We start from the raw sequence: 13777 nt of genomic DNA, 5'->3' as shown, positions 1-13777 counted from the left end.
GCGGGTGGTGAATGCGTTCGGACTTGTCGTTCATTGGCCATTCACGGGATGTGTGTCGTGCAGCGCGCACCCCAGAGGGCTTAGGCGGAGGCAATCCAGCGCAGCCCTTGGCCCCGGCCGTAGTAGTAGTCGCCCTCGGGGCTGATGACCACCGAGTGCAGCGACACCGGGTCGTGAAAATACTGCCAGCCGTGGCCGATCTCGCCGGATGCGGCCTCGTGCGCCACGGCTTGCCAGGGGCCGGTGGCGATGTGTGTGTGCGGCGCATCGTGGCGCTGGTGTTTTGCGCGGTGGTGGTCGCCCGCCAGCGCGTTGCCGGCGAGCACGGCGGCGGTCAGGGCGGCGGCGGTCAGGGCGGCGGCGGTCAGGGCGGCGGCGGTGGTTCTGGTACGTCGGTTCATTGCACACTCCTTGAACAGGTTGAAGGCCAGTGTGCGTGGCCGGTGGTGAACCAACGCTGAAGTGGGCGTTCATTACCCGTTCATCTGCCACTCAGGCAGGTTTTACCCGGGCGTGCGAGCGCTTGTCGCTCCAATGGCCTGGTACAGCGCTACGCTGTCGCTCAGGCGCTGGGCCTGCGCGGCCACCCGTTGCAGGGCGCTTTGCTGCGCCTGCTGCTGTGCTATCAACAACTGCACTTCACTCACTGCGCCCAGGCGCAGGCGCTCTTCGGCCAGCTGCACGCTCTGGCGCGCGCTGGCGTCGGCGCTCATCAGCGCCTGCTCGGTCTGTGCGTCGTGCTCGATGGCGCGCAGCACGTCGGCCACCTCGCGCAGTGCCTGCAGCACCACGCTCTGGTAGTTGGCGCTGGCGGCATCCAGCGCCGCCATCGCGGCTTGCTCTTCGGAGGGCTGCGCAGCGTTGAACAAGGGCGCGCTCAGCTGCGCGCCCAGCGCCCAGACCGCTGAGGCACCGCCAAACAAGGCCCCGGCGGCAAGCGCCTGGCTGCCCAGACTGGCGCTGAGCGTGAGCTGCGGGTAGCGCCGGGCCACGGCGGCGCCGTGTTCGGCGTGTGCGGCGTGCAGCAGCGCCTCGCTGGCCTGAATGTCGGGGCGCTGGCGCACGAGTGCGGAGGGCACGAGCAGCGGCAGCTCGGCGGGCAGCGTGAAATCGGCCAGCACGAAGGCGGGCACTTGCGCCGTGCCCGGCGCCTGCCCGCAGAGCAGCGCCAGCAGGTGCTCGGTTTGCTGCAACTGGCGGCGCAGCGGCGGCAGGCTGGCGCGGGTTTGCTCGGCCTGGGTGGCGAGCGCCAGCGCCTCGTCGGGCAGGGCCTGGCCCAGGCGTTGGCGCTCATGCGCCAGGTGCAACTGCCGCAATTGGCCAGAGAGCAGCGCATCGCTGGCTTCGACCTGCGCTGCAAGGCGTGCGCGGGTGATGGCGGCCTGCGCAATCTGCCCGGCAAGCATCAGGCGTGCGGCGTCAAGCTCATGGCGGCGCCAGGCGGTGCGGTCGGCGAGTTGCTGCAGGGTATGGCCCTGCACACCCGAAAGATCGAACTGATAGCGCACGCCTACGCTGGCGCTGTACAGGCCAAATTCACGCCCCGTGCCCTCTTGGCCCTGGGAGGCACCGGTGGCGCGTTGCTGCTGCATGCCAAGGCCGGCGTCGACCTGCGGCATCTGCATGCTGTCCGCCTGGGCCTGTTGCCGCGCTTGCGCCTGGGTGAGCAGCGCCTGGGCGGCAGCCAGCGTGGGGCTGGCCTTCAAAGCCTGTTCGATCAGGTCGTCGAGATCGGGCGATTGCAGCGCCCGCCACCATGCTGACTCAGGCGCCTGCACGACGATGATTCGCTGCGCGCCGCTGGCCGCAGGGGCTGTCGCTTCATTGGCAGTGGGCGTGTAGCTTTGCACCGTGGGTGCGGCGGGCCGGGTAAACGGGGCGGTGGTACTGGCGCAGCCCGCGAGCGCGGCAGCAGCCAGCACGGCCGTCAGGGAGCTTGGAAACCGGGGCATCAGCAGCTCCTTCCTTCACCCGCCTCTTCGTGCGTGACGCCGTCGCGGATGTGGTAAATGCGTTTGAAGGTGGGGATGATTTTTTCGTCGTGCGTGACCACGACTACGGCAGTCTGGTAGCGCTGCGCCATCGCGTTCAGGATGCGCACCACGGCCATGGCCCGCTCGGAATCGAGCGGCGCCGTGGGCTCGTCGGCCAGGATCACCGGCGGGCGGTTGATCAGGCCGCGTGCAATCGCCACGCGCTGCTGCTCGCCGCCCGAGAGCAGGGCCGGCATGGCACTTGCGCGGTGCTGCACGTCCAGCGCGGTAAGCAACTCCATGGCCCGCCCGCGTGCCTGGGCATTGGGCACGCCCGCAAGCATGGGCAGCAGCGCCACGTTGTCCAGCACGTCCAGAAACGGAATCAGGTAGGGCGCCTGAAACACGAAGCCGATCTTGTCGCGGCGCAGCGCGCGCAACTCGCGTACCTTCCAGCCGTTGTCGAAAATGGTCTCGTTGCCCAGCGCCATGCGTCCTGTCGTCGGGTCCGTCACCGCGCCCAGGCATTTGAGCAGCGTGCTCTTGCCCGAGCCCGAGGGGCCGATCAGTCCCACCACTTCGCCGGGTGCCACGTGCATGTTCACGTCCTTGAGTGCAAGCACGGCCGAGTCGCCCGAGCCGTAGCGCTTGGACAGGCCGGCTATGTATATGCCTTTGTCCTGGCTCATGTCAGCCTCCGATGGCTTCTGCGGGGTCCACGCGCAGCGCCATGCGGATGGCCACCACGCTGGCGAGCGCACAAATGGCCATCACCGCGAAGAAGCCGATCACCGAATCCTGTGCAATCAAGAGCACGTACTTGGGAAAGATGGGCGCCGACCAGCTGGCGCTGATCTTGCCCACGGCAAAACCGATCATGCCCAGCGCCAGCGCCTGCTGCAGGATCATGGCGGCGATGGTGCGGTTCTTGGTGCCTATGAGCTTGAGCACCGCGATCTCGCGGATCTTGTCCATGGTGAGCGTGTAGATGATGAAAGCGACGATGGCCGCGCTCACGATGGCGAGGATGGCGAGAAACATGCCGATCTGCTTGGCCGAGGTGGCAATCAGCTTGCTCACCAGGATGTCCTGCATCCGCGCGCGGGTGTGCACGCTGAGCTGCGTGCTGCGCTCGATCGCGCTGGCCGTGGCCTCGGGGCTGGCGCCGGCTGCCAGGCGTACCAGGATGGCGTTGACCGAGGTGCTGGCCGATTGGCTGGCGTTGATCGCCTCCAGCAGGCCGGGCACGCCCGGGCGATTGAACGCCGGGTTGGCTGCGCTGCGCCGGCGGGCGGCGAGGATGGCGTCGTTGTCCTTCAGGAACTGCGCCTGCTGCGCGTCTTTCAGCGGGATGAAAACCATGGGGTCGCCGCTGGAAGACACCATGCGCCGGGTCAGTCCTACCACCTCGTAGCGGTGGCGGCGAATGGCGAGCACGTCGCCCAGGCGAAAACCGCTCGCGATGTCGGCCACCGCTTCGTAGTGCCCGCGCGTGATTTGCCGCCCGGCCACCAGATACGGCGGCCAGCCGGGCGTGCCTGCGGCCTCATCGGCGGCAATGCCCACCACCGTGGCGCGCGTGTCGTCTGCATCGCCTTCCTTGCGCACCTGCATGGTGAAGTAGGTGACGTTGGCGGCGCGCGCCACGCCGGGCAGTGCTCTCACCTGGCGCCAGGCGTCGTCGGCGAGGCTGGACGATTCCGCGTAGGGCCCCAGCGTGCCCTGCTGCACGACCCAGAGGTCGGCGCCGCTGTTGTCCAGCAGCGCCTGGCCGTCGTCCACCATGCCGCGGTAGACACCTGCCATCACCAGCGTGACGCCGATCAAGAGGCCCAAGCCGAAACCGGTGAAGATGAACTTGCCCCAGCTGTGCAGGATGTCGCGCCCGGCGAGCGAAATCACGGTTGCACCCCGGCGATGCGCGTCACCTGCTGCACGCGGCGCTCGTCGGTCAGCGCGCGTTCGCTGTGCACGATGACAGTGTCCTCGGCTTGCAAGCCCGCCACGATCTGCACGCGTCCCTGCAGATCGCTGCGGCCGGTTTTCACGGGTACGAAGCGCGCCCGGCCATCGGCCACTTGCCACACTCCGGTTTCACCGCGCCGGTGGTGCAGCGCGGCGTTGGGCAGCACCGGCGTGGCCGCCAGCGCAGGCAATTGCAGCGTGACCTCGGCGAGTTCGCCCAGCGGCGGCAACGGCGTGGGCAGTTGCTCGAACACCACCTTGGCCAGCAGCTCCTCGGTCACCACATCGGCCTTGGGCTCCACGCGCAGCACGCGACCGGTGAGTGGTTCGCTGCGGCGCGAGCGCAGGCGTATCTGCGCGGGCAGCCCCGGCGCAAGCCCTGCGGCGCTGATCTGATCGAGCCGCAGATTGATCCAGAGGCTGGCCGGGGCGATCACCTCCAGCACCGCTTGACCGGCCACCACGGTGCTGCCGGGTTCTGCTTCGCGCGCGCTCACGATGCCGTCCTTGTTTGCCACGAGGCGCAGCTGGCCGCGCTGGGCGCGCAGCGCGGCGATGTCTGCCGTGGTGCGGACAAGGTCTTCGCGCGCCGCAGCCAGGACGGCATCGGCCACGGCCAACTCCTGGCGCTTCGTGAGCAGCAGCTCTTCGCTGGTGGAATGCGCGGCCAGCAACTGGGCGTAGCGCTCGGCTTGCGCGCTGGCAAAACCCCGGCGCGCAGTGGCCTCGCGCAGGGCGGCTTGGCTGCGCTTGCGCAGCGCCTGCAGGGCTTGCAGGCGCTCGTCCAAGTCCACCGGCTCCATTTCACCAAGCACTTGCCCGGCGCGCACCACATCACCCACATCCACATCGAGGTACTTGACGCGCGCGGCCACGGTGGGCCCCAGGCGCGTGGTGTGGCGCGCCTCCACAGTGCCTATGCCAAAAAGCGCCGGGGCAAGCTGAGCGCTCTCTACCCTGGCCTGCGTGACCTGTACCGGCGCCATGGGTCCCGAACGCAGCGCCACCCAGGCCAGCAGGGCGGCCAGGGGCAGCAGCACGGCAAACAGCGCCAGCGTGCGGCGCTTGGGCAGGGCGAAGTTCATTGCGCGGCTCCGGTCATGGCGTGGCGGTAGAGCAGGAACACGCCGGGTGCCTGGGTGCGCATCTGGCGCACGTCGCCTGCCAGCATGGACTGCATCACCAACCCCTGCACCGTGCCGACAAAGAGCAACGCCGCGGCCTGGTTGTCAACGTGTGCGCCGATCTCGCCCTGCTGCTTGCCCTTGATGATCAGGCGCTGCAGGCGCTCGCCATAGTGCTGGATCAGGGTCTGCGCCGCGCGTTTGGGCGCGCTGGCCTCGGCGCGCTGCAGCTCGCCAAACAGCATGCGCGGCACGCCGGGGTGCTCGACGATGAAGCGCACATGCGTCATGAACACGGCCTCCAGCGCAGCGAGCGGCGAGGGCGTGGCGGCAATCGCCTTGTCCACGCGCGCCAGCAGCCGCTCGGCCACCCAGCCCATGACGGCTTCGAGAATCGCTTCCTTGGTGGGGAAGTGCTTGAATAGCGCACCCTGGGTCACGCCCATGTGCCTGGCGATCGCGGTGGTGGAGATCTCGCTCGGATTGTGCTGGCCCGCCAGTTCGATCACCGCCTCGACGGTGGCGGCGCGCCGTTCGTTGGCGGAAAGGTATTGACCGGAAGTGCTCATCGCATTGCTGAAAGAAAGTAAATTATTACTATCTTATGTGGCGCCGAGCTAAGCTGTCAAGCGACGCACGCACTATCGTCGTTCATGCCCGGTTCATGGATGGCGCGCTATACATTGCAGCCATGAACACCATGCGCTTTCCCCTCCTTCGCCGCCTTGCCTTGGCTGGCCTGCTGCTGGCTGCGCTCGGCGGCTCGGGGGTTTTGCTCGCAGGCGATGACGACCACGAACGCGCGCGCCAGGCGCTGACCAGCGGCCAGGTGTTGCCGCTCGCCGAGGTGCTTGCCAGAATGCAGCAGGAGGGTTTCTCCGGCCAGGTGCTCAAGGTTGAATTCGAGCGTGAGCATGGTCGCTTCATCTACGAAATCCGCCTGCTGCAAGCCGACGGCCGTGTGGCCAAGCTGGTGGTGGATGCGGTTGATGGCCGGGTGCTCAAGGTCAAACGCAAGGACAGGGACAGGCACTGATGCGCCTCCTGGTGGTGGAAGACGAGCCCGTGCTGCGCGAGCAACTCGTGCAGGCGCTGCGCGATGCCGGTCACACGGTCGAGGAGACCGGCGATGGCCGCGAGGCGCATTACCTGGGCGACGCCGAGAATTTCGACGCCGTGGTACTCGACCTGGGCCTGCCGCAGATGGACGGCCTCTCGGTGCTGCGCCGCTGGCGCAGCACGGGGCGACGGATGCCGGTGCTCATCCTCACCGCGCGCGGCAGCTGGCAGGAGAAGGTGGAGGGCATGGATGCCGGCGCCGACGACTACCTGGCCAAGCCCTTTCACATGCAGGAGCTGCAGGCGCGACTGCGTGCCCTCCTGCGCCGCCAGACGGGGCACGCGAGCAGCCAGTGGCAGTGCGGCGAGATCGCACTCGATACCCGCAGCGCCCGCGCGGCGGTGGCTGGCCAACCGCTGGCACTGACCAGCCACGAGTTCAAGCTGCTCGCGCTTTTGATGCAGAAGAAGGGGCAGGTGCTCTCGCGCACCGAACTCTCCGAGCACCTGTACCCGCTCGATGAGGACCGCGACTCCAACACCATCGAAGTCTTTATCGCGCGCCTGCGCAAGAAGCTGCCCGAAGGCTGCATAGAAACCGTGCGCGGGCTGGGCTATCGCCTGGTGGAGCCTGCGGCCAGCGGCGCATGAAAGGTTCACTGCGCTGGCGCCTGCTGGTGGGCACGCTCGCATGGGTGGCCATTACCCTTGCGGTGGCGGGTTGGGGCTTGGCAGCCTTGTTTCGCGAGCATGTGATGGCGCAATGGCGGGCGCAGCTGGTGCAGCAGCTCGACCAGTTGAGCGGCGCGCTCGATTGGGTGGATGGCGAGCCCAGGCTGGGCGCAATGGCGGGCGACGCCAGGCTCTCCACCCCGCTCTCGGGCTGGTACTGGCAGATCGACCGTTTGGGCGCGCAGCCGCAAGCCGCCATCGCGCGTTCGCGTTCGCTCTGGGATCAGAGCTTGGCGCTGCCTGCCGCATTGGGCAAGACCACGGGCGACAAGGTTTTGCATTTGAGCGACGCCCAGGGCCATGCGCTGCTGGCGGTAGCGCGTACGCTGGAGCTGCCCGACGCAGATGCGCCGCCCTTGCTTGTCACGGTGGCCGGCGATGAGGCGCTGGTGGCGCAGCCGATTGCGCGCTTCGCCCACTTGTTGTGGATCACGCTCGCCATCCTCGCCACTGGCCTGTTGCTGGCCGTTGCCCTGCAGCTACAGCTGGCGTTGCGGCCACTGGCGCTGCTGCGCCAGCGTCTGGCTGCGGTGCGCGCGGGCGCAAGCGGACAGCTCCCGGGGCAGTTTCCACAAGAGCTGCAGCCGCTGGTGGCCGAGTTCAACCACGTGCTGGCTGAAAACGCCGAGATGGTGCAGCGGGCCCGCGCGCAGGCAGGCAACCTCGCGCACGCGGTGAACACGCCGCTGGCCATCATCGCCAACGCCGCCGAGCAGGACGACAGCGCGCTGGCCCTCCTGGTGCGCGAGCAGGTGCAAAGCGCCCGCCGGCAGGTGGACTGGCACCTGGCGCGGGCGCGCGCAACGGCAGCGGTGCGCGCCACGGGCCTGGCCACACCGGTGCTCGCGCCGCTGCAGGCGCTGCTGCGCACCATGCAGCGCCTGTATGCGGGTCGCGGACTGCGCTTCGAACTGGCCGATGGCGTGCCGCCGGCGCAATTTCGGGGTGAAGCGCAGGACTTGTACGAAATGCTCGGAAACCTGCTGGACAACGCCGGCAAGTGGGCACGCTCGTGCGTGCGGGTGGCGGTGCATTGCGAGGGTGCCCAGCTTGTCTTCACCATCGACGACGATGGTCCCGGCATACCCGAGGCCGAACGCCAGCGCATGTTCGAACGCGGCGTGCAACTGGGCGATGTGCGCAGCGACACGCAGGGCGCGCGCGGGGGCGCCGGCCTGGGGCTGGACATCGTGCGCTCGCTGGCGCAAACCTATGGGGGCGAGGTGCACGCCGGCATTGCGCCGCTGGGCGGCTTGCGCATGTGCCTGAGTCTGCCCGCCAGTACTTGAGCGGATCGGGCGGCAGGCAATTGGTCAGCCCGCGCCCGGTGGCCGGGCGCTGGCCCAGGTGCTGGCAGGCATCGGTCCGGGTTTTCGGCTTCGTCGCTGTCCGGCATGGATGGCTTGCTCGGACGCAGCGGCGCAGCCTTGCGGCGTGAGAGCGCCAGCGCGCCGGATTTGCCGCAAGCCTCAGCTGGCGCGATTCACTGCGTCACTGCGCGAGGCCGGTGTGCTGCTGGCGCCAGCTGCTCGAACGTGCAAGCGGCCCCCAGGCAATCCAGTGCGGCCCGGCGCCGCGGCTGTAGTAGTAGTCGCCCAGCGGGCTGATGGCCACGGCGCGCGGCGTGCCCGGCCCGTTGAAGAACTGCCAGCCGTAGCCGAGTTCGCCCGCCTGCGCGCCGTTGCCCACGGTGCGCCAGCGAAACGTCGGCGCCTTGCTGCCTTGCTGCTGGGCGAGCGGCTCGCTCGTGTGCGCGCTGCCTTGTGCCTGCTCGTCGTTTGGCGCGGCGCAGCCCGCCAGTGCGAGCAGCAACACGCCGGCGATCAAAGGGGTGGTATGCATGGGCAATCTCCTTGGGGTCTGCAAGCGCGAGGGTGCAGGGCGGGCAGCAATCGGCGTGCCCGGCGCGGTCCTTCGCGCGGTCTTGCCCCGCGCCGTCTGCCCGCTGCGGCGCGCTCGGCGCGGCCCGGTCTGGCAGCGCAGCGGCGCAGGCGGCATGATCGGCGCATCGACCATCAAGGGAGCATGCGCATGGATCTGGATATCGCCGGCCGCTGGGCACTGGTCTGCGGCGCCAGCAAGGGTTTGGGACGGGGCTGCGCGCAGGCGCTGGTGGCCGAGGGCGTGAACCTCGTGGTCAACGCGCGCACCGAGGTGCCGCTGATGCAAGCCGCTTCAGAATTGAGAGCTTATGGCGCAGAATGGGCAAGGGCTAGAGACCAAAAACACCCTGAAGTCATCGCCGTGGACTGCGACATCACCACGCCCGAGGGGCGGGACGCGGTGTGGTCCGCCCCCGGTGGGCCGGGCAAGGATTTCGACATCGTGCTGACCAACGCCGGCGGTCCGCCCACGGGCGACTGGCGCGGCTTTTCGGCGCAGGACTGGCAGCGCGCCGTCAACGCCAACATGCTCACGCCGATCGAGCTCATCCGCGCGGTGGTGGATGGCATGGCGGCGCGCGGCTATGGGCGCGTCCTGAACATCACCTCCAGCGCGGTGAAGGCGCCGATCGACGTCCTTGCGCTGTCCAACGGCGCAAGGAGCGGCCTGACCGGCTTCATCGCAGGGCTGGCGCGCTCGGGCATTGCGGCCCGCGGCGTGACGGTGAACAACCTGCTGCCCGGCAAGTTCGACACCGACCGGCTCAATGCCACGCTGGTGGCGGCGGCCGAAAAAACCGGCAAGACGCTCGAAGAAATCCGCCGCAGCCAGACTGCGCAGATCCCGGCGCGCCGCTTTGGCACGCCAGGCGAATTCGGCGCGTTCTGCGCCTTCCTGTGCAGTCCGCTGGCAGGCTACATCAACGGGCAGAACCTGCTGCTCGATGGCGGGCTGTATCCGGGGACGTTCTGAACCGGTTGCGATGTTCCAAGCGTATCTGAACGGAGGTGGGGCAGTGGCAAAACGGAGGAAGCGCAGCACGGCTAAGGACTTGTTCGATTTGGTAGCGGTACTGCCGTGGTGGGTGGGCGTGATTTTGGCGATCTTGGCTTATGTACTGTTGCATCGCTTCGCCGTGGGGCAGGTGGCTGTCGGGGTTTCGATGAATCAGATCGGGAACACCGCTGCCGCTCATCTGCTCGGGGCCTTGGCCTTTTGGGGGCAATACCTTGTTCCCCTGATCTTCCTGGCGGCTGCTCTGGCGTCGGCCCTCAAAAGGCGCAGACGCCAAGGCCTGGTCGCGAGCGCGGCGGCCGATTCTGGCGGTGCAAACTTGCGCGCCTTGGCGTGGAGGGATTTTGAGCTGCTTGTCGGCGAAGCGTTTCGCATGCGGGGCTACACCGTCATCGAGACGGGAGGCGGCGGCGCCGATGGCGGCGTCGATTTGCGTTTGGTCAAAGGGCGTGAAACCTTTCTGGTGCAGTGCAAACACTGGAAGGCATTCAAGGTTCCGGTTCAGGTCGCGCGCGAGTTGTTTGGCGTGATGGCCGCAGAAGGTGCAGCAGGAGGCTTCGTGGTCACTTCTGGCGCGTTTACCAGCGAAGCCCTGGCTTTCGTCAAGGGCTGCAACATCGAACTGATTGACGGGCCCAAACTCAAGGCGATGATCGATGCCGCGCTGCCGACACTTGGTGATCGCACGCAAGATCAACCGGCTGCGACGTCGGCGGCCACGCCCAGCGTGCCGCCATGCCCCCGTTGCAGCAGCCCCATGGTCAAACGCGTGTCCAGGCGGGGTGAGCACGCGGGTGAGATGTTTTGGGGTTGCAGCACCTACCCCAAGTGCCGTGGAACACGCGCGCTGTCGGAGCCTTGAGATTGCTCGCAGTCCAGGTGGAGCGAGCGCCTACTTGAACATGTTGATCGTCGTGATGATGATCGGCATGCCGAACACGTCGATCAGGAAGGCGCCGGCAATCGGCACGATCAGGAAGGCCTTGCGCGAGGGGCCGAAGCGTTCGGTGATAGCGGCCATGTTGGCCATGGCGTTGGGCGTGGCGCCCAGGCCGTGGCCGAGGAAGCCCGAGACCATCACCGCGGCGTCGTAGTTGCGTCCCAGCAGGCGGAACATCACGAAGAAGGCCAGCAGCACGATGAAGACCACCTGCGCCGCGACGATGACGACGAGCGGCAGCGCCAGCTCGGCCAGCTCCCAGAGCTTGATGCTCATCAGCGCCATCGACAGGAACACCGCCAGCGCGACGTCGCCGATCAGGTTGATCTCGTGCATGTTGACGGCCTGCGGACGCACGCGGTCGATCAGGTTGCGCAGCACCACGGCGGTGAACATGGCCCCGACGTAGCCGGGCAGCACGAAGCCCGTCAGGCGCGAGAACAGGTCGCCCAGCGCCACGCCGACGGCCATGCAGATGGTGATCAGGAACACCTGCACCATGAAGGAGTGAAAGCCCACCTCCTGCCGTTCCGCCTGGGTGAATTCCTCGGCTTCCTCGGCGTCGGGCTTGAGGTCGAACTTGCGGATCAGGTACTGCGCCACCGGCCCGCCCGCGAGGCCCCCGGCCACGAGCCCGAAGGTGGCGGCCGCAAGGCCTATGGTCACGGCCGATGGCACGCCCAGAGATTCGATGGTTTGTCCATAGGCAGCGGCGGCGCCGTGGCCGCCCTCCATCGACACTGCGCCGGCCATCACGCCGATCAGGGGGTGGATGCCCATCAGTTCGGCCAGCGTCACGCCGATCACGTTCTGCCCCAGCGCCAGCACGCCGCACATGATCCAGTAGACCACCAGCAGCTTGCCGCCGAGCTTGATGAGCCTGAAGCTCGCGCCCAGGCCGATGGTGGTAAAGAAGGTCACCATGAAGAGCGATTGCAGCGAGGTGTCGAGCACGACGCTCAGCGCGCCGCTGCTCTTGAGCAGCGTGACGGCGATGGCGAAGATCAGCCCGCCGACCACCGGCGCCGGGATGCAGAAGCGGTTGAGCACGCCAATGCGCTTGACCAGCTGATCGCCCATCAGGTACATCGCCACCGCGATGCACAGCGTGGAGACGGCATTGAATTCCATCGGACTCTCCTCGGGTTGAGGCAACGCTGAAAAAGTCCCCGCGATGGTGCGCGCCCAGACTGGGGATGGGCTGCAAGGTGCGAACCGCAGCAACAGCTCAAGCCATTGCGAGGATTTGCAACGCCGCAGGGCGGGATGCGCGACGCGCGAAGGGTTTTTTCAGCGTTGCCTTGGTGCTCAGGGTTGCAGCAGCTGCCAGGCCAGGCGAGCCACGGCGCGTGCGGTGTGGCCGTCGATGTCGTACTGCGGGTTGAACTCGGCAATGTCGGCCAGGCGCAGCTTGCCGCTGGCCTTCACGCGCTGCAGGCAGGCCTCAACCACGGACAGCGGCACGCCGTAGGGCGCGGGGGCCGAGACGCCGGGCGCCACGCTGGCTGGCAGCACGTCGGTGTCTATGGTCAGGTAAACGTGCTCGGCTTCGGCGAGCAGGCGGTCGATGTCGGCCAGGCGCGCGTCCAGCTGGCTCTCCTGCATCTCGGTGTCTTCGCGCCAGTACACATCGAGCTCGTTGGCGCGCTGGTACAGCGCCGGAGTGTTGCTCAGCAACGAGATGCCCAGACAGGCGTAGCGCACCGGCAGGCTGCGTTCGCGGGCGTTCTGCAGGATCTGGTCAAAGGGTGTGCCCGAGTTGCCGGGGCGGCTGGTGCGCAGGTCGAAATGCGCGTCCAGGTTCAGCACCAGCAGCCGCCCGCCGGGCCCCTGGCTGCCGTACAGATGCTCGCGCAGGCCCTGGTAGTCGGCCCAGGCGGTCTCGTGGCCGCCGCCGAGCACCACGAGGCGTGCGCCGCAGCCCAGGATCTGCTCCACGCGCTGCGCCTGCGCGCTCTGCGCGGCTTCCAGTGCGTCGCCCTCGCAGAGCACGTCGCCCGCGTCCCAGAACGCATGCAGCGCATGCGCGGGCAGGTTGGCAAGCGCCCGACGCGCCACCAGCGGCGCCTCGCGGGCGCCCGCGCGACCCTGGTTGCGCGCCACGCCCGCGTCGCTCGCAAAACCGGCCAGCACCGCATCGTCCGGGCCGTAGTCCTCATCGCGGCGCACGATCTGGTGCAGGCGGCGGGTGTCGCCCGACTCGCCCGAGTCGTCGCGGCCCTGCCAGGGGTTTTGCGGTGTCATGGTGCTCCTTTCTCTGCGATGGTAGCGCCGCGCCGCCCGGCCCGGCTCAGATATGGCCGGTGAAGCGGTAACGCTTGGCAGGGTGCCACATGGCCGCTACCGACGCCACCTGGCCCATGGAATAGGTGGTGCGGCGCAGGACCAGGCAGAACTCGCGGGCCTGCATGCGCAGCAGCTGGCGCACCGCCTCGGTGGGGGTGTCGGCCTCGATCTCGAAGTCCACGCCTTGCAGTGGCGCCACCTTCATCAGGTAGGCATTGGGCGTGCCGCGCGTGAAGTCCTGGGCCAGGTAATCGGGCGCGACCCGGGGGTTGACCCAGCGGTCTTCCACCTGCAGCGGCAGGCCGTTTTCGAAATGCACGATGACCGAATGGAACACCGGGGCGCGCGCCGCCAGGCCCAGCCGGTGCGCCAGCGCGTCGCTGGCGCGGGTGCGCTCCAGCAGCTGCAGTTCGCTGGAATGCCGGTGCCCGCGCGCGGCGATCTCGTCGGCGATGTTGCGCAGCTCCACCAGCGTGGCGAGGAACTTCTGCTGCGCCACGAAGGTGCCCGAACCCTGCACGCGCTCGAGCACCTGCTCGCTGCTGAGCTCGCGCAGCGCGCGGTTCACGGTCATGCGCGAGACACCGAATTCGCGCGCCAGCGCCTCTTCGCCCGGGATGGCGTCGCCCTCGCGCCAGCGGCCTTCGTGGATCTGGCGCAGCACGTGCTCCTTGATCACCTGGAAGGCCGGGGCCCGCTTGGGACGAGGAGCGGCGTCGGGCGAGGTGGTCGGAAAATTCATCAGGGTAAACCCGTAATTTGGCGCGGCCGGTGTTGACAGCGACCAGTTTGGCATCTAA

The 13777-nt window shown here is 68.0% G+C and carries 15 protein-coding genes; 5 read left to right on the top strand and 10 right to left on the bottom strand.

Features of this window, described 5'->3' with window-relative positions:
- Window positions 1–80 precede the first annotated feature (80 nt).
- The 6 genes from FOZ74_RS06875 to FOZ74_RS06850 all read right to left on the bottom strand — a co-directional run bounded on the left by FOZ74_RS06875 (window position 81) and on the right by FOZ74_RS06850 (window position 5631).
- The gene (locus FOZ74_RS06875; RefSeq protein ID WP_146912364.1) at window positions 81–401 is read right to left on the bottom strand and encodes a hypothetical protein; all 321 of its coding nucleotides are present in this window, start codon (window positions 399–401) and stop codon (window positions 81–83) included.
- Between the two features lie 102 nt (window positions 402–503).
- The gene (locus tag FOZ74_RS06870; protein WP_146912363.1) at window positions 504–1952 is read right to left on the bottom strand and encodes an efflux transporter outer membrane subunit; all 1449 of its coding nucleotides are present in this window, start codon (window positions 1950–1952) and stop codon (window positions 504–506) included.
- A complete protein-coding gene (locus FOZ74_RS06865) occupies window positions 1952–2662 on the bottom strand; it encodes an ABC transporter ATP-binding protein (protein ID WP_146912362.1) in 711 nt (236 codons plus the stop codon). The genes FOZ74_RS06870 and FOZ74_RS06865 overlap by 1 nt, the downstream gene beginning before the upstream one ends.
- 1 nt (window position 2663) lies before the next feature.
- On the bottom strand, window positions 2664–3875 hold the full coding sequence (locus FOZ74_RS06860) for an ABC transporter permease (RefSeq protein WP_146912361.1): 1212 nt from the start codon (window positions 3873–3875) through the stop codon (window positions 2664–2666).
- The gene (locus FOZ74_RS06855) at window positions 3872–5023 is read right to left on the bottom strand and encodes an efflux RND transporter periplasmic adaptor subunit (RefSeq protein WP_146912360.1); all 1152 of its coding nucleotides are present in this window, start codon (window positions 5021–5023) and stop codon (window positions 3872–3874) included. Before FOZ74_RS06855 ends, FOZ74_RS06860 begins: the two co-directional genes overlap by 4 nt.
- Entirely contained in the window at window positions 5020–5631 is a 612-nt protein-coding gene (locus tag FOZ74_RS06850; RefSeq protein WP_146912359.1) for a TetR/AcrR family transcriptional regulator, read from the bottom strand. The genes FOZ74_RS06855 and FOZ74_RS06850 overlap by 4 nt, the downstream gene beginning before the upstream one ends.
- A gap of 122 nt (window positions 5632–5753) precedes the next feature.
- Between FOZ74_RS06850 and FOZ74_RS06845 the strand changes: the two genes are divergently transcribed.
- Genes FOZ74_RS06845 through FOZ74_RS06835 form a run of 3 tightly spaced genes read left to right on the top strand, consistent with a single transcriptional unit; the run spans window position 5754 to window position 8142 of the window.
- Window positions 5754–6098 carry a PepSY domain-containing protein gene (locus FOZ74_RS06845; protein ID WP_146912358.1) on the top strand — a complete coding sequence of 115 codons (345 nt, stop codon included), beginning with the start codon at window positions 5754–5756 and terminating at the stop codon, window positions 6096–6098.
- Window positions 6098–6772, top strand: a complete 675-nt coding sequence (locus FOZ74_RS06840; protein WP_146912357.1) for a response regulator transcription factor — start codon at window positions 6098–6100, stop codon at window positions 6770–6772. The genes FOZ74_RS06845 and FOZ74_RS06840 overlap by 1 nt, the downstream gene beginning before the upstream one ends.
- Window positions 6769–8142, top strand: a complete 1374-nt coding sequence (locus tag FOZ74_RS06835) for a sensor histidine kinase (RefSeq protein WP_146912356.1) — start codon at window positions 6769–6771, stop codon at window positions 8140–8142. The genes FOZ74_RS06840 and FOZ74_RS06835 overlap by 4 nt, the downstream gene beginning before the upstream one ends.
- 202 nt (window positions 8143–8344) lie before the next feature.
- On the opposite strand, the gene FOZ74_RS06830 is transcribed toward FOZ74_RS06835, so the two are convergent.
- Entirely contained in the window at window positions 8345–8695 is a 351-nt protein-coding gene (locus FOZ74_RS06830) for a hypothetical protein (RefSeq protein ID WP_146912355.1), read from the bottom strand.
- Between the two features lie 189 nt (window positions 8696–8884).
- Between FOZ74_RS06830 and FOZ74_RS06825 the strand changes: the two genes are divergently transcribed.
- Both FOZ74_RS06825 and FOZ74_RS06820 read left to right on the top strand, forming a co-directional pair.
- Window positions 8885–9709: an SDR family oxidoreductase gene (locus FOZ74_RS06825; RefSeq protein ID WP_146912354.1), complete on the top strand. Its 825-nt coding sequence runs from the start codon at window positions 8885–8887 to the stop codon at window positions 9707–9709.
- Window positions 9710–9752: 43 nt separating this feature from the next.
- Window positions 9753–10613: a restriction endonuclease gene (locus FOZ74_RS06820; protein ID WP_146912353.1), complete on the top strand. Its 861-nt coding sequence runs from the start codon at window positions 9753–9755 to the stop codon at window positions 10611–10613.
- Window positions 10614–10643: 30 nt separating this feature from the next.
- Here FOZ74_RS06820 and gltS read toward each other — a convergent pair whose 3' ends face one another.
- From gltS to hutC, 3 genes are all read right to left on the bottom strand, one after another.
- The gene (gene gltS, locus FOZ74_RS06815; protein ID WP_146912352.1) at window positions 10644–11822 is read right to left on the bottom strand and encodes a sodium/glutamate symporter; all 1179 of its coding nucleotides are present in this window, start codon (window positions 11820–11822) and stop codon (window positions 10644–10646) included.
- 177 nt (window positions 11823–11999) lie between these two features.
- Complete coding sequence (hutG, locus tag FOZ74_RS06810) at window positions 12000–12935, bottom strand: formimidoylglutamase (RefSeq protein WP_146912351.1); 936 nt, start codon at window positions 12933–12935, stop codon at window positions 12000–12002.
- A 46-nt stretch (window positions 12936–12981) separates the two neighbouring features.
- Complete coding sequence (hutC, locus tag FOZ74_RS06805) at window positions 12982–13719, bottom strand: histidine utilization transcriptional repressor HutC (protein WP_146912350.1); 738 nt, start codon at window positions 13717–13719, stop codon at window positions 12982–12984.
- Window positions 13720–13777 lie beyond the last annotated feature (58 nt).

It is taken from the genome of Comamonas flocculans (genome assembly GCF_007954405.1).
GTDB lineage: Bacteria > Pseudomonadota > Gammaproteobacteria > Burkholderiales > Burkholderiaceae_C > Comamonas_C > Comamonas_C flocculans.
This window is presented reverse-complemented; position numbering and strand designations above follow the sequence as displayed.

What these genes read in the sequence shown, in the direction of transcription:
- FOZ74_RS06875 (WP_146912364.1), bottom strand. Translation starts at nt 401, where the DNA reads ATGAACCGACGTACCAGAACCACCGCCGCCGCCCTGACCGCCGCCGCC.
- FOZ74_RS06870 (WP_146912363.1), bottom strand. Translation starts at nt 1,952, where the DNA reads ATGCCCCGGTTTCCAAGCTCCCTGACGGCCGTGCTGGCTGCTGCCGCG.
- FOZ74_RS06865 (WP_146912362.1), bottom strand. Translation starts at nt 2,662, where the DNA reads ATGAGCCAGGACAAAGGCATATACATAGCCGGCCTGTCCAAGCGCTAC.
- FOZ74_RS06855 (WP_146912360.1), bottom strand. Translation starts at nt 5,023, where the DNA reads ATGAACTTCGCCCTGCCCAAGCGCCGCACGCTGGCGCTGTTTGCCGTG.
- FOZ74_RS06850 (WP_146912359.1), bottom strand. Translation starts at nt 5,631, where the DNA reads ATGAGCACTTCCGGTCAATACCTTTCCGCCAACGAACGGCGCGCCGCC.
- FOZ74_RS06845 (WP_146912358.1), top strand. Translation starts at nt 5,754, where the DNA reads ATGAACACCATGCGCTTTCCCCTCCTTCGCCGCCTTGCCTTGGCTGGC.
- FOZ74_RS06840 (WP_146912357.1), top strand. Translation starts at nt 6,098, where the DNA reads ATGCGCCTCCTGGTGGTGGAAGACGAGCCCGTGCTGCGCGAGCAACTC.
- FOZ74_RS06835 (WP_146912356.1), top strand. Translation starts at nt 6,769, where the DNA reads ATGAAAGGTTCACTGCGCTGGCGCCTGCTGGTGGGCACGCTCGCATGG.
- FOZ74_RS06830 (WP_146912355.1), bottom strand. Translation starts at nt 8,695, where the DNA reads ATGCATACCACCCCTTTGATCGCCGGCGTGTTGCTGCTCGCACTGGCG.
- FOZ74_RS06825 (WP_146912354.1), top strand. Translation starts at nt 8,885, where the DNA reads ATGGATCTGGATATCGCCGGCCGCTGGGCACTGGTCTGCGGCGCCAGC.
- gltS (WP_146912352.1), bottom strand. Translation starts at nt 11,822, where the DNA reads ATGGAATTCAATGCCGTCTCCACGCTGTGCATCGCGGTGGCGATGTAC.
- hutG (WP_146912351.1), bottom strand. Translation starts at nt 12,935, where the DNA reads ATGACACCGCAAAACCCCTGGCAGGGCCGCGACGACTCGGGCGAGTCG.
- hutC (WP_146912350.1), bottom strand. Translation starts at nt 13,719, where the DNA reads ATGAATTTTCCGACCACCTCGCCCGACGCCGCTCCTCGTCCCAAGCGG.